General features: G+C 26.5%; 27 protein-coding genes and 8 pseudogenes. 17 read left to right on the top strand and 18 right to left on the bottom strand.

Annotated features, from left to right (window positions below; translation table 11 throughout):
- Positions 1 to 79: 79 nt before the first annotated feature.
- Positions 80 to 598 carry a DJ-1/PfpI family protein gene (locus RS022_RS02105; RefSeq protein ID WP_268849586.1) on the bottom strand — a complete coding sequence of 173 codons (519 nt, stop codon included), beginning with the start codon at positions 596 to 598 and terminating at the stop codon, positions 80 to 82.
- A 963-nt stretch (positions 599 to 1,561) separates the two neighbouring features.
- The gene (locus tag RS022_RS02100; protein WP_268849585.1) at positions 1,562 to 1,804 is read right to left on the bottom strand and encodes a hypothetical protein; all 243 of its coding nucleotides are present in this window, start codon (positions 1,802 to 1,804) and stop codon (positions 1,562 to 1,564) included.
- Positions 1,805 to 2,433: 629 nt separating this feature from the next.
- Here RS022_RS02100 and RS022_RS02095 point away from each other — a divergent pair.
- Positions 2,434 to 2,688, top strand: coding sequence for a hypothetical protein (locus RS022_RS02095; RefSeq protein WP_268849584.1), 255 nt, complete (start codon positions 2,434 to 2,436; stop codon positions 2,686 to 2,688).
- 15 nt (positions 2,689 to 2,703) lie between these two features.
- Positions 2,704 to 3,390: pseudogene (locus RS022_RS02090) on the top strand (IS3 family transposase); the annotation flags it as partial.
- Positions 3,391 to 3,761: 371 nt separating this feature from the next.
- Here the strand turns inward: RS022_RS02090 and RS022_RS02085 are convergent.
- The 16 genes and pseudogenes from RS022_RS02085 to RS022_RS02010 all read right to left on the bottom strand — a co-directional run.
- On the bottom strand, positions 3,762 to 4,388 hold the full coding sequence (locus RS022_RS02085; RefSeq protein WP_268849583.1) for a phase variable surface lipoprotein: 627 nt from the start codon (positions 4,386 to 4,388) through the stop codon (positions 3,762 to 3,764).
- Between the two features lie 142 nt (positions 4,389 to 4,530).
- Positions 4,531 to 5,855 (bottom strand): annotated as a pseudogene (locus RS022_RS02080) (toprim domain-containing protein).
- An 11-nt stretch (positions 5,856 to 5,866) separates the two neighbouring features.
- A complete protein-coding gene (locus tag RS022_RS02075; RefSeq protein WP_268850190.1) occupies positions 5,867 to 7,360 on the bottom strand; it encodes a replicative DNA helicase in 1,494 nt (497 codons plus the stop codon).
- A gap of 18 nt (positions 7,361 to 7,378) precedes the next feature.
- Entirely contained in the window at positions 7,379 to 7,984 is a 606-nt protein-coding gene (locus RS022_RS02070) for a hypothetical protein (protein ID WP_268850189.1), read from the bottom strand.
- A 38-nt stretch (positions 7,985 to 8,022) separates the two neighbouring features.
- Entirely contained in the window at positions 8,023 to 8,172 is a 150-nt protein-coding gene (locus RS022_RS02065; protein ID WP_268850188.1) for a hypothetical protein, read from the bottom strand.
- Positions 8,156 to 8,443: a nucleoside/nucleotide kinase family protein gene (locus tag RS022_RS02060; RefSeq protein WP_268850187.1), complete on the bottom strand. Its 288-nt coding sequence runs from the start codon at positions 8,441 to 8,443 to the stop codon at positions 8,156 to 8,158. Before RS022_RS02060 ends, RS022_RS02065 begins: the two co-directional genes overlap by 17 nt.
- Positions 8,444 to 8,457: 14 nt before the next feature.
- Positions 8,458 to 8,781 (bottom strand): dTMP kinase, encoded by a 324-nt coding sequence (locus tag RS022_RS02055; RefSeq protein ID WP_268850186.1) that lies wholly within the window; start codon positions 8,779 to 8,781, stop codon positions 8,458 to 8,460.
- A gap of 74 nt (positions 8,782 to 8,855) precedes the next feature.
- A pseudogene (locus RS022_RS02050) lies at positions 8,856 to 9,496 on the bottom strand (YqaJ viral recombinase family nuclease).
- A gap of 5 nt (positions 9,497 to 9,501) precedes the next feature.
- Positions 9,502 to 9,750, bottom strand: coding sequence for a hypothetical protein (locus tag RS022_RS02045; RefSeq protein WP_268850185.1), 249 nt, complete (start codon positions 9,748 to 9,750; stop codon positions 9,502 to 9,504).
- Positions 9,751 to 9,760: 10 nt separating this feature from the next.
- Positions 9,761 to 9,952 carry a hypothetical protein gene (locus RS022_RS02040; RefSeq protein ID WP_268849666.1) on the bottom strand — a complete coding sequence of 64 codons (192 nt, stop codon included), beginning with the start codon at positions 9,950 to 9,952 and terminating at the stop codon, positions 9,761 to 9,763.
- Positions 9,953 to 10,028: 76 nt separating this feature from the next.
- Positions 10,029 to 11,363: a hypothetical protein gene (locus RS022_RS04300; protein ID WP_268850198.1), complete on the bottom strand. Its 1,335-nt coding sequence runs from the start codon at positions 11,361 to 11,363 to the stop codon at positions 10,029 to 10,031.
- Between the two features lie 162 nt (positions 11,364 to 11,525).
- Positions 11,526 to 11,909 (bottom strand): SVM family protein, encoded by a 384-nt coding sequence (locus RS022_RS02030; RefSeq protein ID WP_268850184.1) that lies wholly within the window; start codon positions 11,907 to 11,909, stop codon positions 11,526 to 11,528.
- 102 nt (positions 11,910 to 12,011) lie between these two features.
- The gene (locus tag RS022_RS02025) at positions 12,012 to 12,485 is read right to left on the bottom strand and encodes an SVM family protein (protein WP_268850183.1); all 474 of its coding nucleotides are present in this window, start codon (positions 12,483 to 12,485) and stop codon (positions 12,012 to 12,014) included.
- A gap of 24 nt (positions 12,486 to 12,509) precedes the next feature.
- Positions 12,510 to 13,301 carry a coiled-coil domain-containing protein gene (locus tag RS022_RS02020; protein WP_268850182.1) on the bottom strand — a complete coding sequence of 264 codons (792 nt, stop codon included), beginning with the start codon at positions 13,299 to 13,301 and terminating at the stop codon, positions 12,510 to 12,512.
- Positions 13,302 to 13,402: 101 nt separating this feature from the next.
- Entirely contained in the window at positions 13,403 to 15,073 is a 1,671-nt protein-coding gene (locus RS022_RS02015; protein ID WP_268850181.1) for a DNA double-strand break repair protein Rad50, read from the bottom strand.
- Positions 15,074 to 15,075: 2 nt separating this feature from the next.
- Positions 15,076 to 15,474, bottom strand: a pseudogene (locus RS022_RS02010) (ATP-dependent Zn protease); the annotation flags it as partial.
- 142 nt (positions 15,475 to 15,616) lie between these two features.
- On the opposite strand from RS022_RS02010, the pseudogene RS022_RS02005 reads away from it, so the two are divergent.
- The 15 genes and pseudogenes from RS022_RS02005 (at position 15,617) to RS022_RS01920 (ending at position 25,518) form a co-directional block, all read left to right on the top strand.
- Positions 15,617 to 16,220 (top strand): annotated as a pseudogene (locus RS022_RS02005) (sigma-70 family RNA polymerase sigma factor).
- A 240-nt stretch (positions 16,221 to 16,460) separates the two neighbouring features.
- Complete coding sequence (locus RS022_RS02000; protein WP_268850180.1) at positions 16,461 to 16,787, top strand: single-stranded DNA-binding protein; 327 nt, start codon at positions 16,461 to 16,463, stop codon at positions 16,785 to 16,787.
- An 85-nt stretch (positions 16,788 to 16,872) separates the two neighbouring features.
- The gene (locus RS022_RS01995; protein WP_268849608.1) at positions 16,873 to 17,163 is read left to right on the top strand and encodes an HU family DNA-binding protein; all 291 of its coding nucleotides are present in this window, start codon (positions 16,873 to 16,875) and stop codon (positions 17,161 to 17,163) included.
- Positions 17,164 to 17,205: 42 nt separating this feature from the next.
- A pseudogene (locus tag RS022_RS04250) lies at positions 17,206 to 19,488 on the top strand (AAA family ATPase).
- A gap of 84 nt (positions 19,489 to 19,572) precedes the next feature.
- Entirely contained in the window at positions 19,573 to 19,842 is a 270-nt protein-coding gene (locus RS022_RS01975) for a hypothetical protein (protein WP_268850177.1), read from the top strand.
- A gap of 6 nt (positions 19,843 to 19,848) precedes the next feature.
- Positions 19,849 to 20,705: pseudogene (locus RS022_RS04245) on the top strand (hypothetical protein).
- A complete protein-coding gene (locus RS022_RS01960; protein WP_268850174.1) occupies positions 20,629 to 21,816 on the top strand; it encodes a coiled-coil domain-containing protein in 1,188 nt (395 codons plus the stop codon). Before RS022_RS04245 ends, RS022_RS01960 begins: the two are co-directional and overlap by 77 nt.
- 66 nt (positions 21,817 to 21,882) lie before the next feature.
- Positions 21,883 to 22,620: an effector gene (locus tag RS022_RS01955; protein WP_268850173.1), complete on the top strand. Its 738-nt coding sequence runs from the start codon at positions 21,883 to 21,885 to the stop codon at positions 22,618 to 22,620.
- Positions 22,621 to 22,655: 35 nt separating this feature from the next.
- Positions 22,656 to 22,901 carry an SVM family protein gene (locus RS022_RS01950; RefSeq protein ID WP_268850172.1) on the top strand — a complete coding sequence of 82 codons (246 nt, stop codon included), beginning with the start codon at positions 22,656 to 22,658 and terminating at the stop codon, positions 22,899 to 22,901.
- Between the two features lie 385 nt (positions 22,902 to 23,286).
- The gene (locus RS022_RS01945; RefSeq protein ID WP_268850171.1) at positions 23,287 to 23,544 is read left to right on the top strand and encodes a hypothetical protein; all 258 of its coding nucleotides are present in this window, start codon (positions 23,287 to 23,289) and stop codon (positions 23,542 to 23,544) included.
- A gap of 59 nt (positions 23,545 to 23,603) precedes the next feature.
- Positions 23,604 to 23,819: a hypothetical protein gene (locus tag RS022_RS01940; RefSeq protein ID WP_268850170.1), complete on the top strand. Its 216-nt coding sequence runs from the start codon at positions 23,604 to 23,606 to the stop codon at positions 23,817 to 23,819.
- A complete protein-coding gene (locus RS022_RS01935) occupies positions 23,803 to 24,051 on the top strand; it encodes a hypothetical protein (protein WP_268850169.1) in 249 nt (82 codons plus the stop codon). Before RS022_RS01940 ends, RS022_RS01935 begins: the two co-directional genes overlap by 17 nt.
- Positions 24,052 to 24,056: 5 nt before the next feature.
- Positions 24,057 to 24,695: pseudogene (locus RS022_RS01930) on the top strand (YqaJ viral recombinase family nuclease).
- A 441-nt stretch (positions 24,696 to 25,136) separates the two neighbouring features.
- Positions 25,137 to 25,385 carry a nucleoside/nucleotide kinase family protein gene (locus RS022_RS04240; protein WP_420885771.1) on the top strand — a complete coding sequence of 83 codons (249 nt, stop codon included), beginning with the start codon at positions 25,137 to 25,139 and terminating at the stop codon, positions 25,383 to 25,385.
- Entirely contained in the window at positions 25,369 to 25,518 is a 150-nt protein-coding gene (locus tag RS022_RS01920) for a hypothetical protein (protein ID WP_268849690.1), read from the top strand. The genes RS022_RS04240 and RS022_RS01920 overlap by 17 nt, the downstream gene beginning before the upstream one ends.
- Positions 25,519 to 25,545: the final 27 nt, after the last annotated feature.

The following is a 25,545-nucleotide window of genomic DNA, read 5'->3' as shown; positions in this document are numbered from 1 at the left end:
TATTTTTTTGTATTAAAAAAATTTTATTTAAATATTTTTTAAATAAAAATAGAAAAAAACATCATTTATTTATAAAAAATTATTTTTTTATTTTAATTAATAAATGTTTTACAAAATCTAAAACTGTTTCAGAAGAACGTGATGTAACAAAAATATCACTAGTAACAGCTTTTTCATTGGAGTAATAATTACCTTTTATATATTTTTCATATCCTGGATAACAAGTAAAATTATGATTTTCTAATAAATTTAATTTTCCTAAAAAAGAAGGTGCAGCACAAATTGCCCCAATAATTTTTTTATTTTCAACAAAATATTTTATAATTTGAAAAATTTTATTTAAAATTTCGTCATTTTCTTCTAACATTTTTTTTACATATGGACCGCCTGGAATAATTAAAAAATCATATTCAGATAATTTAACTTTATCAATATGTAAATCTGATTTTACTATTAGTTTTTGAGAAGAAAAAACTTCCAAAGAGGTATTTGAAGTAAAAGTGATAATATCTAAAGAATTTTTCTTTAAAAATGATCTTGTAACTAAAGCTTCGCAATCTTCGAAACCATTAGATAAAAATAATAAACCTTTTTTCATATAAAAAAACTCTTTTCATTTAATTTAATAAAAAAATTAATTAAACATTTAAATAATTTAATAATTAATTACCAAATTAATTTTATCATTAGGTGTGTTCCATCAAAATGGAACCAATTAAAAAGTTAAAAAATTAAAAAAGTAAACTATTTATTAATTATTAACATTATAACATAAAAATAATAATATGTCAAACAAAAATTAAAAATTTTTTTAATTTTTTTTAAAAAATTTAACTAAACAAAGAAAAAGAAAAAAATAAAAAAAGAAAACATATCATTACAAATATATATTTTAAAAGTTTTGGTCTTGTAGTCTTTTTTCATTATACAAAAAAATTATATTTTGTCAAGTTTTTTTAAAAAAATTTAAAAAAAACAAAACACAAGACCTTTAAAAATATTTATTAATAATTTTTTTATATATATTTTTTTTAATAAAGTAATAATTTTAAAAAAAACAAGACACAAGACTTTTAAAAATATTTATTAATTATTTTTTTATATATATTTTTTTAATAAAAAATTAGATAAATAAAAAAATAATTTAAAAATAGCCGAATGTTCGGTCTAATTTAAAGATATAATCAAAAATAACAGCTTTAAAGGTATCTATTTATCATTAAAAAATATCTAGTAATTAATAAAAATTATAGTAAAAAGATAAAAAAATGTCTTATTTTATCTATTTGACCCCTCATAGAGTAAATTTATAGTTGAGTTTAACCTCTATTTTATTGTTTCTAAATTTTTTATTAAAATTAAATTAAAATTTTTTTTGTTTTAGCCAAACATTTTTTGTTAATGAGATATTCAAAAAGAAAACCAACAAGTAAAACTCTCATTATTATCTGAGGGTGGATTGTTGGTTTTCTTTTTGATATTTAAATTGATAAGGAGAAAGATAATTTAAATATTTTATTCTTCTTTGAGAATTATAATTTTTAATAAAAGCATTAACAATCTATGTTAAACGTTTTTTGGTTAATTTTTTTCTTTTTTCTAAATAAATCGTTTCACATTTAAAATTAGAAAAAAAAGTTTCAATACAAGCGTTTTGAGCGGGAATTCCTTTTTCTGAGAAACTAGAAATCAAGTTTTTTTCTTTTAAATTATTTTGAATTATTTTTCTAGTATATTCAACACCTTGGTCCGAATGAAAAAGAGCAGGTTTTTTTAAATTTGGTAATTGGTTTAAAGGTATCAAAACTAAATGAGCATCTCTTTTGGCAAGAAAGATAATAACTCAAAATTTCTTTATTATACAAGTCCATAATCACTGATAAATAAAGGATTTTAGTTTTCTCATAAAATAAATAAGTAAAATCCACATACAATTTTTGATAAGATTGAGTAGATTGAAAATTATTTTTTAAGAGATTTAATTGAGAAATAGGGATATAATAGTTATTATTATGACATTTAAGATAATGATTTTTTCGAGTTTGACATAATAAATAAAATTTTTTCATTTTAAAATAAACTGTTTTAGAGTTAACTTTAATATTTTGGGTTAAGGGTTGAGCGCACTGAACCCATATTTTGTTACAACTTTTTAACTTGTAAATAATCACTAAAAACACTTTTTCAGTTGTATAACCTCATCTTTTCTCGTAAAAAAAACTTTTTTGAACTGCGGAAGTTGTTGAATTAAATTTCCCAATTTTAAAGTTTTTTTCAAGACAAAAGACGAAACCATTTTAACTCTTCACTTATTAGTTAACCAAAAAAAATAAAAAACTCGTCTCTAAAATAAATTATTTTTCTATTTTAGCTAATTTATTTTCCATAAGGATGGTAAAATGGTGCTATATTAAATAAAGGAAAAGGTTTTGAATGTTAATTAAAAAACAAATTGAGTTGTTACAAACGGTAATTCTTTATCAACGTCCTGATTTATCGAAAATTATGTTACCTTTAATCAAGGTTTATCAAAAAACTTTAACCATTACGCGGATTTTAACACTTTTAAAAATTAAACGTCATCTTTATTATTATTGGCGAAAAAGTCAAAAACCGAAAAGAAAACGTCAACATAATTATCAATTAATTACTAAAAGAGTAGGTTTATTATGTCAAAAATATCATTAAGCTTGTGGTTATCGTAAAATTACCATTTTATATCGTCATACTTTTTCAGAAAACGTTAATCATAAAGTAATTTTACAAATAATGCGCCAAAATAATTGGTTAATGAAATGGCGTCGTCCCCACACTAAAAATAAAATTTTTCAAAAAAATCTCGCTTATCAACCTAATTTAATTAAAAATCATTTTCACACCGATCAACCTTTAACCAAAATTTATACCGATTTAACTTGTTTTAATACTAAACAGGGATTCTTATGGGTGTCGGTTATTTTAGATGGTTATCACCAACAAATTTTGAGTGTCCAAACCAGTTTACGTCCTAATTTAAAATTAATCCAAGCTACTTTTAAGGTTCTGCCTAAATTAAAACGCCCTTGTATTATTCATTCTGATCGTGGTGGGGGTTATACTAGTCGGGTTTGGCAACAAACTTTACAAAAAAAAGGGTTTTTAATTAGTATGTCGCGACCTGGTTGCCCCAATGATAATGCTCCTATTGAATCTTGGTTTAGTAATTTGAAAGGTTGGTTTAAAAGTCGTTATGGTGATTGGTATTCATATTCTTTTACAAAAATAACTAAAAAAATTCAAGAATTTAAACGTTTTTATAATCAAAAATGGTTAATTAAAAAACTTAATTATCAAAGTCCCTTAACTTTTTTAAAAAATCAAATTATTGACAATAAAATAAAGGTTAAATAAATAAATTTATTTTATCTATTTATAGTTATTAAATAAGCGCTTCAGCGCGCTCTTTTTGTTTCATAGATAATATATTTCAATACTTGGTAAGGCAATTAATTTAAAAATTAAAGTTGATTTAATGATTAAAATAAATTAAAAAAATAAAATTACCTAAAAAAGAGGTTTTTATTATATCGATAAATAATAATGATATGAAAAATGATAATACGATAATATCAAATATCGAGTATCATTATCATTATCGATATAAAATATCAAATATCACTCCTTCAATGAGTTAATCTTTATATAGATTATTTTCAAAGTCAAACTGTCATAAAAGTGTCATAAAAGTGTCAGTGAAGTGTCAGTGAAGTGTCAGTGAAGTGTCATTTTTGTTGTTTTGGTATATATTTATATTTGGGATGTAGCTTTTTCACCCGATAACCTTGTTTATCTTTTGTCAAAAAAGATTGAATGTATTTTAAATCTTCTTTTTGATAATAAAGAATGTTTAACCCTTTTTTATAGTTATTTTTCATGGGATTATGGTATTTATCCAACTTTTGAGGGTCTAATTGATATAACTGTAAAGTTTCTAATTTATTGACATCAATTTTCCCAATCAATTCTTTGATACGGTTTTTAGTTTCATTTTGATAATTGATTTGAAAAAGAGGATATAGGTGTTTAAGGGGGTTATTTTGGCTTTTAAGAGGGGTTAAATCTGAAAGTAATAGTTTACTATTACTAGAAGAAAAATTATCATTAATTAAGATTATTTTTGTTTGTTTAATTTCTTCTAAGATTTGAGGATCGACAAAAAGAGTTTGGTTTTTGGGGCGGTAATTGGCTTCTTGGTAGGTATTTTTCTTTTTAGAATGAGCAATAATAGTGAGATTAATTAAATCTTCTTTTAATATTTTTAAAAAGTTTTTAATTTGATTTAAATCGCTCGGGGTGGTTTTCGTGCGCCAACCCCCGATTCTAATTTCTTGACTAGTGTCATTTTTCATTTTTTTCTCCTTTTTATTTGATTTTTTGTTATAAAAATAAAAACCCTAAATAGTTAAATTTAGGGTATATATATTTTTTTATGAGAGTGTGTTAATTTTTTTATATGTGTAGATATTATATATTTTGGTGTAAAAAAATAATTTAACTAATTACTTCAACTTTGTCTTCACCAAAGAAATGAACAGCTAAATCGACGATGATTTTCTTTTGGGCCTCTTCATAAGAGAAGTAAGGATCTAAAAAACATTTTTGGTAAGCTTCTTTTCCGTATTGACGTAATAAATCATCAACATCTTTACAAGTTTGATCGTAAGGAGGCAAAATCCTTCTGATTTCGTATATAATATTTGCTTCTTTGAGTTGTTCACCTAAGGCTTCACTGCGTTTTCGCCCTGTTTCGTCGTTATCTAAGGCGATAATGACTTTGATATTTTCTTTTTGGAGAATTTCTAGTTGAGATTGGGAAAGTAATTGGGCGACACAAATGAGACCGACAACATTTTTAATATTGTTTTGCCAACAACTAATGACATCAAAAAAACCTTCATGAATGATGATGGTTTTTGTTTTTTAATATATGGTAATGCTTCAAAAAACCGATAACTGAAATGAAAGGTCGGCGTTTGACTAAAATTAGTTAAAGCTTGGTATTTGGGTTGAAAGTAAGAAACTTCGCGGAAATGGTTTTGATAAAAATGAAAAGTTTGATGATAACCGTTTTCGATGGGGATAATAATGGAACCATGAAAAGCATCATGAAAATATTTTTTATTTTGTTGACTGGTTTTTTCTTTGATAAAACCATATTCTAATAATTGATCGATATTAATATTTTTCTGTTGACAGTAATTTATGAGACGAAAAGATAGTGGTTTATCCATTAAAGGAGCGTAACCAAGTTTAAATTCTTTGATGGTTTTTAAAGTAAGTTTTCTTTTTTGAGTTAAATAAGTTAATCCTGGTTGACTTTCGTTATTTTGGTTAGAAGTCAATAAATAATGATAATAATCTCTAATTTGGTTGAATAAGGGTGAGATTTCTTTAAATAATTGTTTCTTTTTGATATTAATTTCCTTTTCGTCAATTGGCTTTTTTGATTTAATAGGTTGATATGATTGTTGAAAAGGGTTAGTAGTTATTTTCGTTATTTCTTTTTCTTGTTGGATTAAGGTTTTAAATTTAAAAGAATTCATAAATCTTGCTATTCTTTGAATCGCTTCATGAAAAGATTTAATCTGACGGATCGCCATATAAACATCAATAATATCGTAATCGCGACAACATTTCCAACAATGAATTTTATTAGTTGCAGTGAAATGACAACAAGTGGGATTTTTTCCTTGATGGATGGGGCAAGGAAAACGGTGGTGGTTATTAAAATTTAGAGGTAAAATTTTTATTTTTTTTAATAAAACTGACATGGGGAAATGAGTTTGAATGTATTTTATTTTATCTTGATAATTCATTGATGAACTCCTTAATAACTTTCTAATGGGTAAGGTAAAATATAACCGATTTCTTGAAAGGTTTGAGTGGTCATTTCAAAATGATAAATTAAGTTTTTTTTGGTGCCATTTCGATTCTTTTTAATAGATAATTCAATAATTTTTTGAGATTCGTTATTTTTTGATTCTAAATATAATTTATTTAAATCTTGATTATAGATATTTAATGGTTTTTCTTTGTCTTTGGATATTTTGGGTTGGAATTTAGACATCATTAAGACGATATCTGAGTTAGTTTCAATTCCACCACTTCCTTTTAAAGCTGTTATTTCTGGTGATTTACCTTGGTAATTGCTGTATGTATCTCTTGAAAATTGAGATAAAATGATAATAACGATGTTTAATTCAATTGCTAATTGTTTGAGTTTCGTCATAATTTCGTCAATGGCTAAACGGTCATTTTCTAAATGATTAGTCGATTTGGTAATTTGGAGATGGTCGATAACGATGATTTCAACTTTTTGTTCCAAATAGAGGCGATAAACTAAATCAATGATATAATCTATTTTTTTACCTTGATCATAACTAAATGATAAGTTAAGCTGGGAAAAGAATTGTTGAGTGTCATTCATCCTTTCCATGTAGGTATGTGTGGTGATGTTTGATTCTTCCCAATTTTTATCTAAAATAACATCTAAGGGAATTTGAGTTTGGTGGGCTAATAAACGACTTAAATTTTCCTCCATTGTCATTTCATAAGAAAAAACTAAGAGATGAGGATGATGATGAGTTTCTTTGTATTTAGTTTTAGTGATATCTAACAAAAGATTATAAACAAAAGTGGTTTTTCCTAAACCAGTATAGCCCCCAATGGTGATAATTTGACCTTTTTTTAAGCCTTTGGTGGCTTGATTTAATCCTCGGAAAGTTTCTGATAAACGGTAATATTCTTCTTGAATTTTTTGTTTGGCTTGTTGATTGGACTCGAAAAATTCAGGATGACAAGAAGCCATTTGATTTAAAGTTAACAAAGTCTTATCGGAGGGATGAGGTATAAAGGACATAAATTTTCTTAATTTATCAAAGATTTCTTGGTAGTATAGATGTTTATGATAAGGATCCTTGTTTTCAAAAGAAGGGCTAATGATTTTTAAGAGTTGTTGGAACAGTTTTTCTTGGGTATAAGTATGTTTTAAGTTATCTAAGAAATCAAGGTTATTTTCTTCATTAACATCATTACTTAAAAAAGGTAATGATGCTTTAGTGAAGTTATCTTGGGGAAAATGGGTTTGGAGATAGGTGAGTAATTCTTTGATGATCTCAGTTTGAGATTTGATTTTATCAAAGGGATGATTAGTTGTTTTTCCTAAATTTAAATATTTTAAGGCTTGAAATATTTTTGTATGTTGTTTATCTAAAAAAGATTGTGGATCAATGAGCTGAAAATAAAAACTTAATTGCTCAGCTTTATTTTGGTTCATATAGGAAATGATTTGTTTTAACGCTTTTTGTTCGTTGGTTAACATTTTATATTAACTCCTTTTTTATTTTTTAATGATGTTAATGTTAGAAAAAGGGATGAATTGACGGGTAATTAAGTTTTGTAAGAAATTGTTGGCTGAATCGGAAAATAAGTTAATTACTTGATTAATGCCTTGGACTTTTCCTTGATTGATTTTATGATTTAATCTCTGAGTTTCTGGTTCGTTGTTGGTTAATAAATAAAATTCAAAACGAGTATCGAGTTTTTTTAATTGTTGTCCTTCTACCATGGCTTGTTTATAGCGATCACGAAGACATGTTTTAAAATTAAAAGCGATAATCCGTTTATTTTTCGTAAATAACACTAAATCAAATTTAATGTCGGAGATGAAGAATAAATAAGCTTGAGGATATAAATGAATGATTCCTTGGTTTTGAAAATAGAGTAAAATAAGATATTCATTGATTTTACCACGGATTACTTTTTGACTTTGAGAGTTGATGTTATTTTGGTTAAAATAATGATTTAATTGTTGGTAATTGGTTTTCATATATTTGTTAATAGAAAGATTAAAGGTGTCTTTGTTAAAAAAACATTTTAAGATTTCCACAGTTTGGATATTAGTATTAAATTGTTGAATATTAAAAAAATCTTGGTTATTTAACATTTGATATTCCTTTCTTGAAATAAAAAAAGACCTTTAAATTAAGGTCTTTTGTTGGTTTTGTTAGTTTTAAAAATTCTTTTTGTTTTCCAGGTAATGGTGCCATCTTTATGAATGGTTTTGATTTTTCCATTAGAAAAATAGATGTAAGTATTGCCATTTTGGCAGGTTTTTTTAGTTATGATCGCCATTTGATAGTACTCCTATTTGTTTAATAATTTGTTTGACATTGGTTTTGATAGAATCGCTACCATTTAAGATTAATTTCTTAATATCACTAGTATAATGAGTGAGATAATGATTGTATCCTTGGCGAACGGTTTGAAAATAAGTTAAGGATTGTCTTTCAATCAGATCTCTTTGATGGTTTATTTGTTTTTTCTTTCTAGTTCTTCCGATAAAAGGGTCAATATCTAAATAAATTAATAAATCGGGTTTTTTTAAGATAGTTTCATGATTCAACTTAAAGATCTTTTTTAAAGGGAAAGTTGTTTTTTTTCCTTGAAAAAAGGAAATAATTGATAAGCATAAGTAGATGGTAACCAACGGTCTAAGATGATTAATTGGTTGTTTTTAAATAATTCCGCTTGGATTTGAGTCATATTGGCGAGACTTAAATAAAAACGAGTGAGGTAATCTACTTGTTGAAAATTTAAAAATAAATCTCTAATTTCCTTTCCAAGAGAACTACTCCCTAAACCTTGATACAGTTGATGAGGGGTTTTTAATTGGGGTTGAAGGGCGTGAATAAGAGAAGTTTTTCCGCTCCCGTCGAGTCCTTCAAAAACGATTAATTTCATGATTTTTTCTCCTTTTAATCTTAATTTGGGCATAAAAAAAGACCTTCGATTTGAAGGTCTTAGGGTTTTAATTATTATTTAAATTTACTTAATCGTTTTAAATAAGTTGTTTGTGATAATTCTTGTTTTGTTTTGTGTAGTAATTCTAAATATTTTTTACCATCTGCAATCATTTTATTAATGAAGTTATTGTCTTGATAAATTCGTACCACATGATAGTTTTGGTCATTAAAATAGACTAAAAAGTAAGCGAAGTTCGCTTGAGAACAATAGAGTTGACATTGGACTTGGGCCCAGTAGTATTGAGGAATATTTTCTAAATGAGGATTGGTTAAAAAACTAGTCCAAGTGGATGAGACTTCTTTATTTTCGTTCACAAAAGGACATTTAATTTCTAAAACAGCTTGATGTTTTTCGTTGTAGCCGTCTAAAGATGCGGAAAAAAGGTTAACTTGATCATCAGTGAAAATGGTGTCTTCAAAAGTTAAATTGGTTTTTGTATGAAAAATTTACGAGCTATAGGTTCCTTTTTTTGTCCATGCAGCGTATATTGATTAGCGGTAAAAGTGGTGCCAAAGAGTTTATCATGAACTAATTGTTCCATAGAACGAAAGGGATCTAAACCCGTTATCGAAGCAATTTCCGAAGCGTTGATGTATTTTTTTCGGTGTTGATACCATAATTTGGTGCGTTGATTTAAGTTTTTGATTCTCATAATAATTATTCTTTCTTAAATATTTTCTTTAATAATAATAAAAGATATTTACCTAAATAATAAAAGAAACGAAAAAGGTGATAAAGACATTTAAAAAGAAAATCAATTAAATATAAAAGATGGGGGACAAATAATAAGATAATCGTTAATAAAACTAAGTTTAACCATTGATTTTGATAAGTAAAGAAATAATGACTGATAGTATTAAGGCTATTATTAAGCTTTGTTAACCAAGTATTAATGAAATTCCACATGATGATTTGGTTACTTCGTGGTTAAATATTGGTAAAATTGAACCACTATTCCTTTGTTTAGTTGGTGAATACTTAGTTTGACGGTGAAAAGATAGAATTTAATGACATAATAAATGGTGATAATTGGAATAAATGAAAGTAGAGCAATAATGAAAAAGATGAGATTACTAGGTAAAGATTGAAAGATTTTTTTAATGAACATGATTTTTATTTCCTTTCCAAGTTGTGTGTGTTGTTAAATAAAAAAAAGACCCTTTAAAGGGGTTCTTGGTTTGTAATTAAAGATTTATATCTAATTCTTTCGGTTTTTGAGGAGGACGGGTAGTATCTAAAAATTGATAATATGTTTTTGCGGTTTCATTTCCGTCAATATACCAATCATCAAAAAAAATACCATCTACATATTTATAATAATAACTAGTTCCATTTTCATTATAAATCCATCGAGAAGAACGGCCGAATTTATTACGGACTTCTTCGCCTGAATAATAACAACCGTATTTGATATAACATTGATTTATCCAATTTATATAATTAGTTCTATATTGTTCAGCTAATTTAATTTTTAAAGAGATATCATCACAAAGAATTAAATAAATCGTATTATCGGTTTCGAAAAGATGGGAAACGATTTTAACTTTAAAGGGGATATTAAATTTTTTATAGGAAGGTGAAGTAATTTCAAAAAAAATTTCAGCTTCTTTAATTTCTTCATCGTACTTACCTTCTTTGATTAATGGAGGAAAAGTAGATAAATTATTTTCACGTTTCCAAGTACGAATGGCTTGATAGGGTTCAAAAGAGTCAGGTAATGAGATAACTTTTTTTCTTTTTTGAACGTTAAAAGTAAAGAGATAAATGTTTTTTGCGCCGTTTGATAGTTTTAATAGATCATGAATTGTGTAAGTTCTATTAGAGGCACTTTCTGGCATGATTCTAATACCAGTGTCGTAATAAATAGCGTCAATATCAATTTCATGGAAATTTTTTGATGGTAAGGGTAAGACCAAACCAGTATGGGGAGTTGCGTTATAACAACCTAATTTAATTAATTTTGGTTCTTTGATGATATTATTTTCTATTAAATAATGATTAATTACTTCTTCTTTGTTTTGATCAGCGAAGATGTTACTTACTACTAAATTTATTTGAGATTGTTCTTCCTGAGGAGGTTTTTCTTGGATGTCCCAAAAGACAAAAGCTTCTTCAATGGCGATTTCGTATTTAAAAAGGTCTTCTAAAGTGTATTCATCGTCTTCATGAGGATATTTTTCGTTAAAAGGATTGATTCTAGGTTTGAAATAAACACTAATTAATCCTTGAGGAGGATTTTTTAGTTTGGGTTTGAAGAAAGCATAACCGTAGGGGTTATAGGAAGGAGATGAAATATCATAAAGATAAGATTCGATATCAAAGTATTTTAAGATTTCAGGGATACTTTCTTTGGAAAAAACTTGGATATCATGACGGATGAATTGAGGTTGAGTCGCTAACCATTCTTGTTGGAGAGTTTGGTAGTCAGCTAATTTAATGTTTGATTTTGTTTGACGATGAAAGAAATAATGAGCAGAGATAGAATGAGGTGAAAAATTAAAAAGAATTATAAAGAAAATAAAGATTAAATATTGAGATAAAGGGAATTTTGGTTGATTTTGACATTTTAGATCGCCTCCTTTTTATTATGGCCTGCCAATTTGTTTGTTGTTGTTAAATAAAAAAGACCCTGGAGGGTCTTTGTGGAGAATTAAATATTTTTATATTATTATTAAAAACAATTAATTATTTTCATCATTTAAAGTTTTTAAAAGTATTTGATAAGTTTTTAATTGTTCTTTATTATTATTAATTAAATTTTCTATTTTTTGTTTTAACTCTATTTTCAACGCTAAAAGATCATTATTTATAGAATTATTATTTGATAATTGTTGTATTTCTTTTTCTATATTTCTTTTTTGAACTGCATTTTGATAAATTTTATGTTTTAAATTAATTATATTTTGTTCAATAGATGAATTATTGATGTTTTGATTATTATCGCTAGTGCTAGGAATATCTTCATTCATTCCCATTATTTGATTATTATTAATTATTAAAAAAAATCCTAAGAAAATAAATATATTCATCAATATCAATAATAAATTATTTTTGCTTTTAAACATTAATTAATAACTCCTTTAATTTTTTATTCCTCAACTGAGGTGATTTCATAGGGTGATTGAAGGAAGGAAAGTGGTTATTTTATATAATATGATTTAATGAAATTAATTTAATTTGTATTGTAAATCAATATATATTTGTATCAAATTATTAATTTTTTGGACGATTTCTTTGTGTTTATTATTCAATTCTTCAATTGTTGTTGCTTGATATGTTCTACTTAAAAGTTTTATTTTTACTTGATTAAGTTCATGTGAATATTGCGAAACCTGGTAATTTATATCTTTTAATGTATTAAGCATCGCAAGCCTTTGATAAAGATTTTTAATTGTTCGATCCAAAATTTTTAATTGTTGTTTTAAATTCATAGTATTTAAATTCAATTTATCACAATGTAAAATTTTATTATATAATTTTTCTTTTTTTAATGAAAGTTGATATATTTCATTGTTTATTGAAATTTCATCATTTAAATTATTCATCGCCATTACTTTTGTATTGTTAACGATAAATAATAATCCCAAGAAAATAAACAAACAAACATTTATTATTTTAAATTGTTTTTTTAATTTTAACATTAATTAAATCTCCTTTTACTTTATTTATTCCTCAACTGAGGTGATTTGGTAGAGGGCGTTAAGTTTAGAGTCAATTTGATTTTGATATTCTCTTTCACTTTGATCGTAATATCGTTGTATGAAATCTTTTATTTCAATGGCGTCGGATAACATTCCTTCGTACATTTCTTTTCTAGATTCTAAAATTCCGATTTGAGAATTAAGATGTGAAATTTGACCGACTAATGATGATATTTCTTTATTTATTTGGGTTAGTTCAGAATTTTGTGGATGATTTTCCCAATTTGCTCCAATATTTCTTAAATTATCTCTTTGTTTTATTTTATTTTCTTTATATTGTTCCAATGGTGTTAATTGATTTTTTAATGTTTCGATTTGAGGTGGTAATGGATCAAGTTGTTTTTTTAAATCATCGCATTTTTTATTTTCTTCATCAATTGGATTTTGTTGTTTTTTTAACAAATTCAACGATGATTTCCAATTGTCTTTTATTTTTGTAATTTCGGTTTTTTCTTCTTTAGAAAGATTTTTTGGTAATAAAGTTTTATCGTCGGTTTCCGAAAACACATAAGATTTTATTTGGTAAAAACGTTCTTTAGTAGTTATGAATTTAGGTTTTTCAGTTTCTCGTTTAGGTCGTGAAGAACTCAATTTTGAATCATCATTTTCTATTTCTTCTTTTGGTGAAAATAATTCTTCTTTTTCTTTTTTAATTTTGTTTCTTCCTTGATAAAAACCAATAATAATGGTGATTCCGATAATAAAAATAATAATAATAGTTGCTAAATGTTTTTTGAAAAAATTACTAGTATTCATCAATTTTATTTCCCTTCTGATAATAGTGATTATTATCAAATATTAAAATATGAATATATCACTATTATACATTTTTATGAATTAAATGTTTTAAAGAAGTTTTATTTGTTAGGGATTGGAATCAATTCAGGGATTTTAGTTTGACGTTTGTCTTTAAGACGTTGTTGAGCGCGAGCATAGTTGGGATTTTGTTGACGAATTTCTTCTCTTATTATATCTCTTTCTTTTATTTTGAATTCTAATTTGTCCGTTTCTAATGCAAATTTATCAATGCGTAATTTATCAATATCTTCTATTTTTTTTCTTTTTTCATCTAATTCGTTAATGATTTTTCGATATTCGGCGATTACGGATTGTTTTTTGTTTTTGAATTCAACTATTTGGGAGGTTTCATTGAAGATTTCGTCTCTTAAAATTTTATCATTTTCACGACGATTTTTATATTCTTCTATTTTCTTTTCGTAATCTTTTTTGTCAGCATCAAGTTTGGCTAAATCGCGGTCGATGTCGTTAAGATATGAGTCTAAAGTTTCTTTTGTAATCATTGGCGCTGATTCTTTGTTTTCGTTGACTACTTCGTTGTACATATGCCATAAACGGTGGCCTTCGTGAAGAACTATACCAACTTTACCCACGCCTTGAGCAAATTTTCTAGTAACACTAATAGTTTTTCCTAACGTTTTAACTGCATATGTGGCAGGAAATAAATCGGTAACTTTATCGAAACCTTTGAAACCAAACTTAAAGGCATTACCGAAAGAAAATTCATTTTCTTTTTCATAGGTTGTCATACGGTTGTGCATTTCTCCGTATTTTTCTTTTAGAGCATTATATAAATCTCGTTCACTTTCAATTTTATTTAATTTTTGGTTGATTTCATCGATGTTTTTTTGGATTTCGGTTTTACGTTCTTCCTCAGATTTGATTTCTGAAAATAATTTTTGTTCGCCAGAAGACAATTTATCGTAATCTCGTTGTATGGAATCTTTTATTTCAATGGCGTCGGATAACATTCCTTCGTACATTTCTTTTCTAGATTCTAAAATTCCGATTTGAGAATTAAGATGTGAAATTTGAGCGACTAACGATGATATTTCTTTGTTTATTTGGGTTAGTTTTATATTTAACTTTTCAATTTCGCTTAAATTGGTAGAATTGGCTATTTGTTCTTCGGTTAGTTTTTTTTCTTTTTCTTTATTTTTTAATTCTTGTTCTTTTTCTTTTAGTTGTTCTTTTAGTTCAGAAATATTTTTTTCATTTTCTTGTTGTTGAGTTTTGATATCAGTTATTTTTAATTCAGTTTGATCTAAAAGTTTTTTGATTTTTTCTTTTTGTTTTTGGTTGATTTTTTGTTTTTCATATAATGTTTTTAATTCTTTTTCACATTTCTTTAATTCGCCTTCCCAATCGGATTTGAGTCCTTTGTAATCATTAATGGTTTGGTCGTATTTGTCAATAGCTTTGTCGATTTCATTGATTAATTGGCCGACATATTTAGATGATGGATCTTTTGGTTTATAAAAAAAACATAAGTAACCAAAGACTAAAATAATAATAATAATTAAAAAATAAATTAAATAGCCTTTCCAAGATGTGTGAATGTATAAATTGGAAGTTGGTTTTAGTTGTTTTCTTTTTTTAATTCCTTTGGTTTCGTTGTATTTTCGTTTAAAGAAAATAAATATTCCAAAGATAGTGCTTGCTAGTAAAAACCAAGTGAAATAAGATTTAAAAGAAAAATAACCTTTAATTAAGTCTAACGGCGATAACATAATTATTCACCTCCTTTATTATGGTTTTCAATTTTATCTAATACTTCTGTGTTTTGAGAAATTATCATTTGATAAACTTGGTTTAAGTCTTCTTTATTGATTTCATTTCTTCTAGTTTCACCTTGTCCTCGGTTTTTAGCAAAGATGGTTACTGTTGTTTTTAAAAGGTTTTCTAAAGTTCGGTTCGCTTTTAAGAATTGATGGTTTTTAGGCAAGTGTTCTAAAGCTTCGTTGATGATTTCAAATAAGTATTGTTTAGCTTCTTCACTATAAGGATTTTTACGTTTTTTAATCATGAATTCTAAAAACTGTTTTCTTTCTTCTTTATTACCAGGTTTTACTTCGATGTTATAAGTAAATCTTGATTTGATGGCTTCATCAATTTGTTCCTCATGGTTAGTTTGAACTGTTCCAAAACTTTAGACACTTTTTACTTTTTAAAAATTCTTTAAGACTAACTATTAAGTTAGTCTTTTTTTGTTTCAAAGACTAAAAAAAATAATTTCTTATCTTTTCTAAAAACGTTTTTAGAAAGGAATATAAATGTTAAAACAAGAATTATTTAAAGATTTTTTAAAAAATAAAAAGAATTTAGAAATTCGTAATCAATTAATCACACTTCATTTACCATTAGTCAAAAAACTAGTTTATCAATTTAAATATTATCCTCGAGTTTTAACTAAAGAAGATTTATATCAAGAAGGGATTTTAGGATTAATCAAAGCCCTCAATAATTACGAAGATTTAGGTTATGACTTTATTGCTTACGCTACTCCAACCATCAAATCGGAAATCAGAGAACTAATAAGAAAAAGCCATTCACCTTCAATCCCCAAAAAATCATAAAGTTGATAATCTTTCTTTTAAAGAAGAGTTTTATGAACCATATCAAATAAATAATTTAAACCCTCATCAATTATGGTTAAAACAAGTTAATCATGAAATTTTTTTAAAAAAAATGAAAGCTAAATTAAGTGAAAACGAATTCAAAATTATCTATTTAAGTTTTGGTGTTCCTTTAGGAAATATTAACGAAGATTATCAAGGATGTTATACCAATACCGAAATAGCTGAAAAACTCAATTTATCTTTAAAACAAGTAGAAAATATTAAAAACATCGCTATCAAAAAATTAAAAAAACGTTAAAACCTATCGCTCTTCCGTAATGACGTTAAACTAGTTATTTTAAACAATAAAAAAATAAAAACTAGATTACTTCCAAAGTAATCTTTTTTTTGTATCAAAACCAAGCATAAAATTTTTGAAACAACAGTAATAAACGATTCCAACATCAACAAATTAGATAATCGTCCAATACATTTGTTTTCAAAAGTTTTATTGATGGATAAATAAAAAAATATATCAAAAAGAAGGAAAAATAAAATTATGTTAAATAAAGTTCAATTAATCGGTCGTCTAAGCCATGATTTAGAAAAACAATATATCAATTCAAAAAACGAACAAATCGCTAAAATCGATTTTCAATTAGCTCTTAACATTAAAGATAAAACCCAATTCATCCCTTGTATCGCTTTTCATGCAAATGAAAACATGAATAAATACCTACATAAAGGTTCAAAAATATATGTAGAAGGCACATTATCAATCCAAAAATACACGAATAATGAAGGTCAAACTAAAACTAACACTAAAGTTATTCTTCAAAACGTGATCTTTTTAGATAATAAACCTCATGAATCTTTACCTTTTTAAAAAAAAGATTTCATAACAACCAAATGAACTTAATCATCTAACCAACAAACAATTAAAAAAATCAAACAAAAGGAGTCAAATAATTATGACAAAAAAAGAATTAATTAAAAAAATCGCTTTAGCTAACAAAACTTCCGTAACTAAAACTGAAGAATTTTATAATATCTTCGAAAATAATTTAATCAACGCTATCACTAAGAACGAAGAAGTAGTTTTATTTCCTAAAATAGGCAAATTTAAATTAAAATCAAGAAAAGCCTACATCGGTAGAAACCCTAAAACAAAGAAAAAATTAAAAATCCCTGCCAAAACAGTAGTCACTTTCAAACTTTCTAAAACCATCAAAGACAAAGTGAAAACTTTAATTTTAAAATAACCAAATGATTTTCTTTAAAACACCTAAGAAAGGAGGTTATCTATGTCATTAAACAAAAAAATTTATTTGAGTTTGATCGGATTATTGAGTTTAGGTTTCTTGATTTTATTAATTTTTGGCTTTATTAATTCTCGTCCACCAACTAAAAATCAACATTAACTAATCAACCTCCATCAACACAACAACAAGAGATCGACAACCAAATCAAATTAGAACAAGCCAAAATCCAAGAACTCCAACAACAAGATCAAACCTTAAAAATCAAATTGATGAAAATGTCAAAACTTTAAAACTATTACTAAAATTAAAACTCTGCAAACTGAATTAACTAATAACCCTCAATTAAATCCGTCAATCAAATCCCAAAAACAACAACAATTAACAGAACTGAAAAATCAACTCCAAACCCAACAAGCCTTAGTCAATAATTTAATGGAACAAAGGAAAGCGTTAAACCAAAATCAAAAAGAAAAACAAGAAGAATTAGAAAAATTAGCTCAAGAAAAAGCCCAACTTCAAACCCAAGAAAACCTCCAACAACAAATTTCCCAATTAAATCAAGCGCTTAATTATGTCGAAGCTAATCAAAAAAGAATTGAAGAATTAAAAACTCAAAAAGAATATCGAAAAAATCAAACTGAATTAAAAAATTTAAATGATTTTCAACTTTTCTTAACGGATCAAAAATTAGCTTTTGAAAAACAAAGAAAAATTTAACTATCAATTAAATCATTTAAAAGAAAACAAACCTCTTCCTCATACTAAAAAACAAGTGACATTCAAAGATGTTTACGGCATGGAAACCGAAAAAGAAGAATTAGAAGACTTATTAACTTATTTTCGCACGAACCAATCCTTAATTAACTTCGATCAAGTCCGCCCCAAAGGTTATTTACTCTATGGCCCTCAAACAGGAAAAACCTTTTTAATCAAAGCGCTTTGTGGGAAAGCTAATGTTTATTAATTTAATTCCTTCCAAATTCCGACAAAAATACATTGGCGAAGGGAAAAAGAAGTTGAAAAGTTTGGCAAGAAGCCGAAAATCATGATAAAACCATTATCTTTATTGATGAAATCGAAGGCTTAGAAAATCGTAATGATTCCAATATTTCTTCAGGAGGAGTTAATGTTATTAATACTTTATTAGATAAATTAGATGGTTTTAATAGCAGTAATAAAAAAATTGTTTTAATGGGAGCAACTAACAATCTTCACAAAATTGATTCCGCTTTACGCAGTCGTTTCAGTAAAGAAATCTATATCGGTCATTTAAAAGATTCCGAAATTGAAGGTTATTTAAAACATATTATTGTTCCTTATCAAATTAGTTATCATACTTTCTTAGCTTTAAAAGATATTACCCAATTATGTCAAGGTAAAAACCTCTCTAACCGTGATTTAACGACAATTATTGAAGAAGCTTACAAAAAAACCGCTAAATGGGCTCAACAAAATCCTCAAACCCATGAAGTCATGTTACCTTCGGATATCGAAGAAGTTTTACAACTAAAATTAAAAATAAAACCCGATCATCAACAAGTAAAACAACGCCGAACAACTTGTGAAAACCAATACGCCCAATGGCGCGAAGGAATCCTTCAATATTTAGATAAACCTAAAGATGAAACCAAAACAGAAACCAACTTTACCTTTGATAGTTTAAACGGAATTAACTATTACAATCGTCGCTATTCTCAAATCCAATCTGATTTAAATTATATTAATCAGCAATTAACTAAAATACACCAAGAAAATAAAATTCCTCAATTGGAACAAGAATTAGTCACTTTAAACCAAACACCTGAAAAATACGAACAAACTATTAAAGATAAAAATCAAGAAATCATCGATATTAAAAATAAACTTCAAACTCTTCCAACTCAAGAAGAAAGTTTAAGAAAAGAATTAAAACTGGTCGATAATCTTCGCGAACTTCAAAAAGAACCCTCTAACCTCGCCAACTACATCAAAGACCGTTATCCTTTCGATCGTTGGAACAATAAAGGATTAACTTATGAGGAAACCTCTATTAATGGATTTAAATTTTCTAGTTTCGACAAAAAAATTGATAGTCAATTATTTGTATATGTCAACTTAGAAAAACAATTCAAAGAAGACTCAAGCGGTAACTGTTTAATCCTTAAATACAAAGGCCCTAAACACTTATTAGACGACGACAAAGACTATTATCTTGGTAATGCTCATGTTTCCAACTCTAACTTCAAATTAACTAATTTCCACCTCCACTTCAACCCAAAAAGAAAAACTTTATCCCTTTACCAAGATAAACATCATGCAAAACCTCAAAACAATAATCAAAAATAATTTCACCAACATTAAAAGACTCTCATTTAGATTTTTTTTTATTTTAAAAAACTTTTAAAACCAAAGAGAAAGCGAGAAAACAAAATGAAAATTATTCAAAAATATTCACCTTATATTTGTTTAATAATTTTTACTTTAACAACAATTATCCTCTGTAACTTCAATAATCATAATTTAAAAGAATATATTATTCTTCAAAACAATCATTTAAAACAAAAAATTAATCTTATTGAAAAAGAAATCGATACATTCCGACAAGACACAAAAAGTAATTTTGAAAAATTCGATGAAGATTTAAATAATTTAGAGGAACTTACGATAAATCAAAATAAATCCAATCAAGAAAGCAAGTAAAATCATATGGCTAAAAAAACAAATAAAAACACTAAAAATCAATCCAAAAACAATAAATCTAATAAAATAATTATCAGAAAACAAACTCAAACTCCTAAAATAATTATCGAAACTCAAACTAAAAAAGAAAAATGGTGTCTTAAAATCATTAAAACTTTCTTTAAAATCCTTATTTGGTGTATCCCATTATTATTAATTGGTGGGGCGATTTATTGGACCCTTTTCAAATTCTTTCCTGAAGTTTTAAACCAAATCAACACTTTTACGAGCAACGCCGCAACTAAAACCAAAATGTTATACGATAAAGCCACTCAACCAATTCGTCAAGTTATCGAGTATATTTATAATAAAGTAACAGGTAATGATAAAGATCCTAATCATACTCCTTCACCGAAAAATAAATTAGGTTATTATCTAGCAACTACTTTAAGCGTCATCGGGATTTGTTTCGGAATTGGAAAAGTCGGTCATTGGTTAAAAAGTGGCAAGAAAAACTATCAAAAAAGGAACTAAAACGATCATACAAAAAAGCTACTTCCAAAATAGCGAATCTCGGTGGTAAAATCATTAAAATTGGTAGTAAAGCTTTATTTTGGATTTCTTTAGCTTCAACTGCTTATGAACTTTACCAATTTTATCAAGAAGAAACCAAAATCCCTAATCCACCACAACAATTAACCCATAAAATGGAAAATCCCCCAACACCCATCTTACAAGCACCACCCATTCAACAATCATTCAATCCAACCATTATCCAAAATGAAGAATCAACTTTAACTAATAATAATGAAGTTAAAGAAGAAAAAACTAAAGAAGAAACAAATCAAGAAGAAAGTGAAACTGGTAACCTTAACAATCCCTGATCATGGTTCAGTTGAATCAACAACTGAACCTACCTTACTACAACAAGAACAACTCCAACACACACCACCACTTGGTGAGGAATTAAAAGAAACTACCAAAACCACTGAAACACAACAACTAACTCCTGAAGAAATCATCAAAGCCAAAAACTTATTAGAAATTCAACTTCAACAAGAAAAAATTAATAGTTTAACTTTAGAAAATCAAAAAGCTAATTTAGAACATGATTTAACTCAAAAACAAGAAGAATTAGAAAACAATCAAAAACTTTCTGAACAAGAAAAACAAGAACTCCAAAAAGAAATCAATCAACAAACCGACAAAATCCGTTCTAAAGAAAATGAAATCTTTACCCAAGATCAAAAGATTAATCAATTAGAAACTGATCTGCACCAAGAAAAAACAATCAACACCGAAAAAGAAAAACAAATTAATGAATTAATCAACCAAATCAACGAACAAAACCAAATGACCGAACAACTCCAAAATCAACTTCAAGAACAAAAATCCTTAATTGAAACTAAAAACCAAGAATTAATAACCAATCAAGCTTTATCCCAAAAAGAAAAACAAGAACTTAAAAACGAAATCAATCAATTAACTACTAATTTTCAACAAAAAGAAAAAGAATATCAAGCAACTATCTACCAAAAAGACCAAGAAATCACCCAACTAAACCAAATCATCAACGAACAAGCAAATGAAATTAACCGTTTAAGCGAGGAATTAGAACAACAAATCGACAAATGGGTAAAACAAGGTCTTCACATTGAAGCCCTCGAAGGAACCATTAAAGCTTTAGAAAACGTCTCTGGTAAATATCTTGAAGAAAACGCCGAACTCCGTCATGAAATCAATAAACTTAAAGAACAAATAAAAGACGAACAAAAAGCCCATGAAGCAACTAAAGTAGAATTAGAAAATAACAATGTTCTATTAGAACAAAAAGCAGAAAAATTAAAAGAATTAAATATCAAAGAACAAGATTTTACCTATAGCACCGCAATTCAACCTTTGAAAACAGTATTTAAAGAAGACATAAGACAAAGAATTAAAGGCGCAAAGGAAAATGTTAATAAAGTAACTTCTTGGTTCAAAAAATGGTTTTAATTAAAATCCAAAAGTCAAATATGTTAAAATGTTGGTATGTTATAAATTACCCGAAAGGAACTAATAATGTTTAATATTATTAAAAAAATCATTAAATGGTTTTTTATTATTTTAGGGATACTTCTTTTTTTATTGATTGGTTTTTTCGTTTTAACCGAAATGAACATAATTAAATTACCAGAATTACCAAAAAAAGAAATTCCCAGCATAAAAGAAACCAAATTCGAAAACATTGATGAATGGTATGACGATAATAAAAAATGTACAATGATTAAAGCTAAATACACCTTCGATGGTCTTAATGGAATCGGCTATTATCAACAACAACTTGCTAACAAAGAAAACATCGGATCTTTTGAATTGATGAAAATTCAAGAACGCCTCGAAAACCAAAAAGAACCCTCTAACCTCGCCAACTACATCAAAGACCGTTATCCTTTCGATCGTTGGAACAATAAAGGATTAACTTATGAGGAAACCTCTATTAATGGATTTAAATTTTCTAGTTTCGACAAAAAAATTGATAGTCAATTATTTATATATGTCAACTTAGAAAAACAATTCAAAGAAGACTCAAGCGGTAACTGTTTAATCCTTAAATACAAAGGCCCTAAACACTTATTAGACGACGACAAAGACTATTATCTTGGTAATGCTCATGTTTCCAACTCTAACTTCAAATTAACTAATTTCCATCTCCACTTCAACCCTGTCCGTAAAACTTTATCCCTTTACCAAGATAAACAGAATAATGATAAAGTCAAAGAAGACGCATATAATAAAAGAACAAGCTCTAACTGGTGATAAAAAAGAATAAAAATAAAAAGGAGATTTAATTAATGGTTAAATTAAAAAAACATTTACTATTATTTAATATTATTTTATTTATTAGTTTAGGATTATTATTAATAAATAATAATAATCAAATTATAGCAATGGACAAATTAAATAATGAATTAAATAAAGAAACAAATATTAATAAATGTCAAGAACAAATTCAACAATTAGAAAAAATAACAAAATATAGTAAAGAAGATGAAAAAATAAAAAATGATAATTTGGAAAAACAAAAAACCATTTTTTAAATTGTTTATAAAACAAATAGTTATAAAATTGATGTTTATAGAAATTAATATAAATTTTTAAACATAAAACAAGCAAACAAAAATATCCAAATTTACAATTATACTCAACAAAAAATTAAAGAAAAACACCAAATTAAAATCCTTGAAATAATTATGTACCTTAATCATTTTTTTTAAATATTCAATACATGAAGTTGTATAATAGTAATATATTCAAATTTTCATATTTGATAATTTATAACCATTATCAGAGGGATAAAAAAATTAATAAATATTAGTAATTTTTTAAAAACACAATATAAAAATAATATCTTATTTAAACTAAACTATCTCTACATTATAATCCCATCTGAGGGATAAAAAATAAAAAAAGGAAATCAAAAAAATGGAAATTAAATCATTTATTTTAATAATAAGTTTAATTTTGAATGTTATTTTAATGCTTTTCTCCATAATTAAAACAATACAATGTAACAAAAAATTAAAATTCGAAGATTTGACTGAAAAAGAATTTGAACTAAAATGTGTTGAATTAATATGTTCGGGAGAAATGAGTTTTGAAAATAATAAAAAAGTTTTAAAAGCAATGCAAAAATTACACAAAGAAATATTTTTAGATACAATTTCCAAAGCAAAAGAATAATCACAAACAAAGACCCTTCAGGGTCTTTTTTATTTTCACAACGAAAGGAAACAAAAACTATGTTAATAAAAAAAATCTTTTCATCTTTACCTAGCAATCTTATCTTTTTAATCATCACTCTACTTTCATTTATTCCAATTATCACCATTTATTATGTCATTAAATTCTATCTTTTCACCGTTAAACTAAGTATTAACCAACTAAAACAAGGAATAGTGGTTCAATTTTATCAATATTTAACCACAAAGCAACCCAATCATGTGGAATTTCATTAATACTTGGTTAACTAAGTTAAACAATAAACTTAAAACTATCAGTCGTTATTTCTTTACTTATCAAAATCAATGGTTAAATTTAGGTTTATTAACGATTATTTTATTATTTATCCCTCATCTTTTATATTTAATTGATTTTCTTTTTAAATGTCTTTATCACCTTTTTCGTTTCTTTTATTATTTAGGAAAATATCTTTTATTATTATTAAAGAAAATATTTAAGAAAGAATAATTATTATGAGAATCAAAAACTTAAATCAAAGCACCAAATTATGGTATCAACACCGAAAAAATACATCAACGCTTCTGAAATCGCTTCCATTACGGGTTTAGATCCTTTTCGTTCTATGGAACAATTAGTTCATGATAAACTCTTTGGCACCACTTTTACCGCTAATCAATATACGTTACATGGACAAAAAATGGAACCAATCGCTCGGCATTTTTCATGCAAAAACCAATTTAACTTTTGAAGACGCCATTTTTACTGATGATCAAGTTAAACTTTTTTCCGCTTCTTTAGACGGATACAATGAACAACATCAAGCTGTTTTAGAAATTAAATGTCCTTTTGTGAACGAAAATAAAGAAGTCTCATCCACTTGGACTAATTTTTTAACTCACCCTCAACTAGAAAATATCCCTCAATACTACTGGGCCCAAGTCCAATGTCAACTCTATTGTTCTCAAGCGAACTTCGCTTACTTTTTAGTCTATTTTAATGACCAAAACTATCATGTGGTACGAATTTATCAAGACAATAACTTCGTTAATAAAATGATTATAGATGGTAAAAAATATTTAGAATTACTACACAAAACAAAACAAGAATTATCACAAACAACTTATTTAAAACGATTAAGTAAATTTAAATAATAATTAAAACCCTAAGACCTTCAAATCGAAGGTCTTTTTTTATGCCCAAATTAAGATTAAAAGGAGAAAAAATCATGAAATTAATCGTTTTTGAAGGACTCGACGGGAGCGGAAAAACTTCTCTTATTCACGCCCTTCAACCCCAATTAAAAACCCTCATCAACTGTATCAAGGTTTAGGAGTAGTTCTCTTGGAAAGGAAATTAGAGATTTATTTTTAAATTTTCAACAAGTAGATTACCTCACTCGTTTTTATTTAAGTCTCGCCAATATGACTCAAATCCAAGCGGAATTATTTAAAAACAACCAATTAATCATCTTAGACCGTTGGTTACCATCTACTTATGCTTATCAATTATTTCCTTGGAAAAAAAACAACTTTTCCCTTTAAAAAGATCTTTAAGCTTAATCATGAAACTATCTTAAAAAACCTGATTTATTAATTTATTTAGATATTGATCCTCTCATCGGAAGAACCAGAAAGAAAAAACAAAAAAATCATCAAAGAGATCTGATCGAAAGACAATCATTAACTTATTTTCAAACCGTTCGCCAAGGATACAATCATTATCTCACTCATTATACTAGTGATATTAAGAAATTAATCTTAAATGGTAGCGATTCTATCAAAACCAATGTCAAACAAATTATTAAACAAATAGGAGTACTATCAAATGGCGATCATAACTAAAAAAACCTGCCAAAATGGCAATACTTACATCTATTTTTCTAATGGAAAAATCAAAACCATTCATAAAGATGGCACCATTACCTGGAAAACAAAAAGAATTTTTAAAACTAAAAAAACCAACAAAAGACCTTAATTTAAAGGTCTTTTTTTTCAAGAAAGG

This window comes from Candidatus Phytoplasma rubi (genome assembly GCF_026821955.1).
Classification (GTDB): domain Bacteria; phylum Bacillota_I; class Bacilli_A; order Acholeplasmatales; family Acholeplasmataceae; genus Phytoplasma; species Phytoplasma vitis.
This window is presented reverse-complemented; position numbering and strand designations above follow the sequence as displayed.

Bases quoted from the DNA above. Each gene is read 5' to 3' on its own strand.
- RS022_RS02105 (WP_268849586.1), bottom strand. From the start codon at position 598: ATGAAAAAAGGTTTATTATTTTTATCTAATGGTTTCGAAGATTGCGAA.
- RS022_RS02095 (WP_268849584.1), top strand. From the start codon at position 2,434: ATGTTAATTAAAAAACAAATTGAGTTGTTACAAACGGTAATTCTTTAT.
- RS022_RS02085 (WP_268849583.1), bottom strand. From the start codon at position 4,388: ATGAAAAATGACACTAGTCAAGAAATTAGAATCGGGGGTTGGCGCACG.
- RS022_RS02075 (WP_268850190.1), bottom strand. From the start codon at position 7,360: ATGTTAACCAACGAACAAAAAGCGTTAAAACAAATCATTTCCTATATG.
- RS022_RS02070 (WP_268850189.1), bottom strand. From the start codon at position 7,984: ATGTTAAATAACCAAGATTTTTTTAATATTCAACAATTTAATACTAAT.
- RS022_RS02065 (WP_268850188.1), bottom strand. From the start codon at position 8,172: ATGGCGATCATAACTAAAAAAACCTGCCAAAATGGCAATACTTACATC.
- RS022_RS02055 (WP_268850186.1), bottom strand. From the start codon at position 8,781: ATGAAATTAATCGTTTTTGAAGGACTCGACGGGAGCGGAAAAACTTCT.
- RS022_RS02045 (WP_268850185.1), bottom strand. From the start codon at position 9,750: ATGTGGAATTTCATTAATACTTGGTTAACAAAGCTTAATAATAGCCTT.
- RS022_RS02040 (WP_268849666.1), bottom strand. From the start codon at position 9,952: ATGTTCATTAAAAAAATCTTTCAATCTTTACCTAGTAATCTCATCTTT.
- RS022_RS02030 (WP_268850184.1), bottom strand. From the start codon at position 11,909: ATGTTTAAAAGCAAAAATAATTTATTATTGATATTGATGAATATATTT.
- RS022_RS02025 (WP_268850183.1), bottom strand. From the start codon at position 12,485: ATGTTAAAATTAAAAAAACAATTTAAAATAATAAATGTTTGTTTGTTT.
- RS022_RS02020 (WP_268850182.1), bottom strand. From the start codon at position 13,301: ATGAATACTAGTAATTTTTTCAAAAAACATTTAGCAACTATTATTATT.
- RS022_RS02015 (WP_268850181.1), bottom strand. From the start codon at position 15,073: ATGTTATCGCCGTTAGACTTAATTAAAGGTTATTTTTCTTTTAAATCT.
- RS022_RS02000 (WP_268850180.1), top strand. From the start codon at position 16,461: ATGTTAAATAAAGTTCAATTAATCGGTCGTCTAAGCCATGATTTAGAA.
- RS022_RS01995 (WP_268849608.1), top strand. From the start codon at position 16,873: ATGACAAAAAAAGAATTAATTAAAAAAATCGCTTTAGCTAACAAAACT.
- RS022_RS01975 (WP_268850177.1), top strand. From the start codon at position 19,573: ATGAAAATTATTCAAAAATATTCACCTTATATTTGTTTAATAATTTTT.
- RS022_RS01960 (WP_268850174.1), top strand. From the start codon at position 20,629: ATGAAGTTAAAGAAGAAAAAACTAAAGAAGAAACAAATCAAGAAGAAA.
- RS022_RS01955 (WP_268850173.1), top strand. From the start codon at position 21,883: ATGTTTAATATTATTAAAAAAATCATTAAATGGTTTTTTATTATTTTA.
- RS022_RS01950 (WP_268850172.1), top strand. From the start codon at position 22,656: ATGGTTAAATTAAAAAAACATTTACTATTATTTAATATTATTTTATTT.
- RS022_RS01945 (WP_268850171.1), top strand. From the start codon at position 23,287: ATGGAAATTAAATCATTTATTTTAATAATAAGTTTAATTTTGAATGTT.
- RS022_RS01940 (WP_268850170.1), top strand. From the start codon at position 23,604: ATGTTAATAAAAAAAATCTTTTCATCTTTACCTAGCAATCTTATCTTT.
- RS022_RS01935 (WP_268850169.1), top strand. From the start codon at position 23,803: ATGTGGAATTTCATTAATACTTGGTTAACTAAGTTAAACAATAAACTT.
- RS022_RS01920 (WP_268849690.1), top strand. From the start codon at position 25,369: ATGGCGATCATAACTAAAAAAACCTGCCAAAATGGCAATACTTACATC.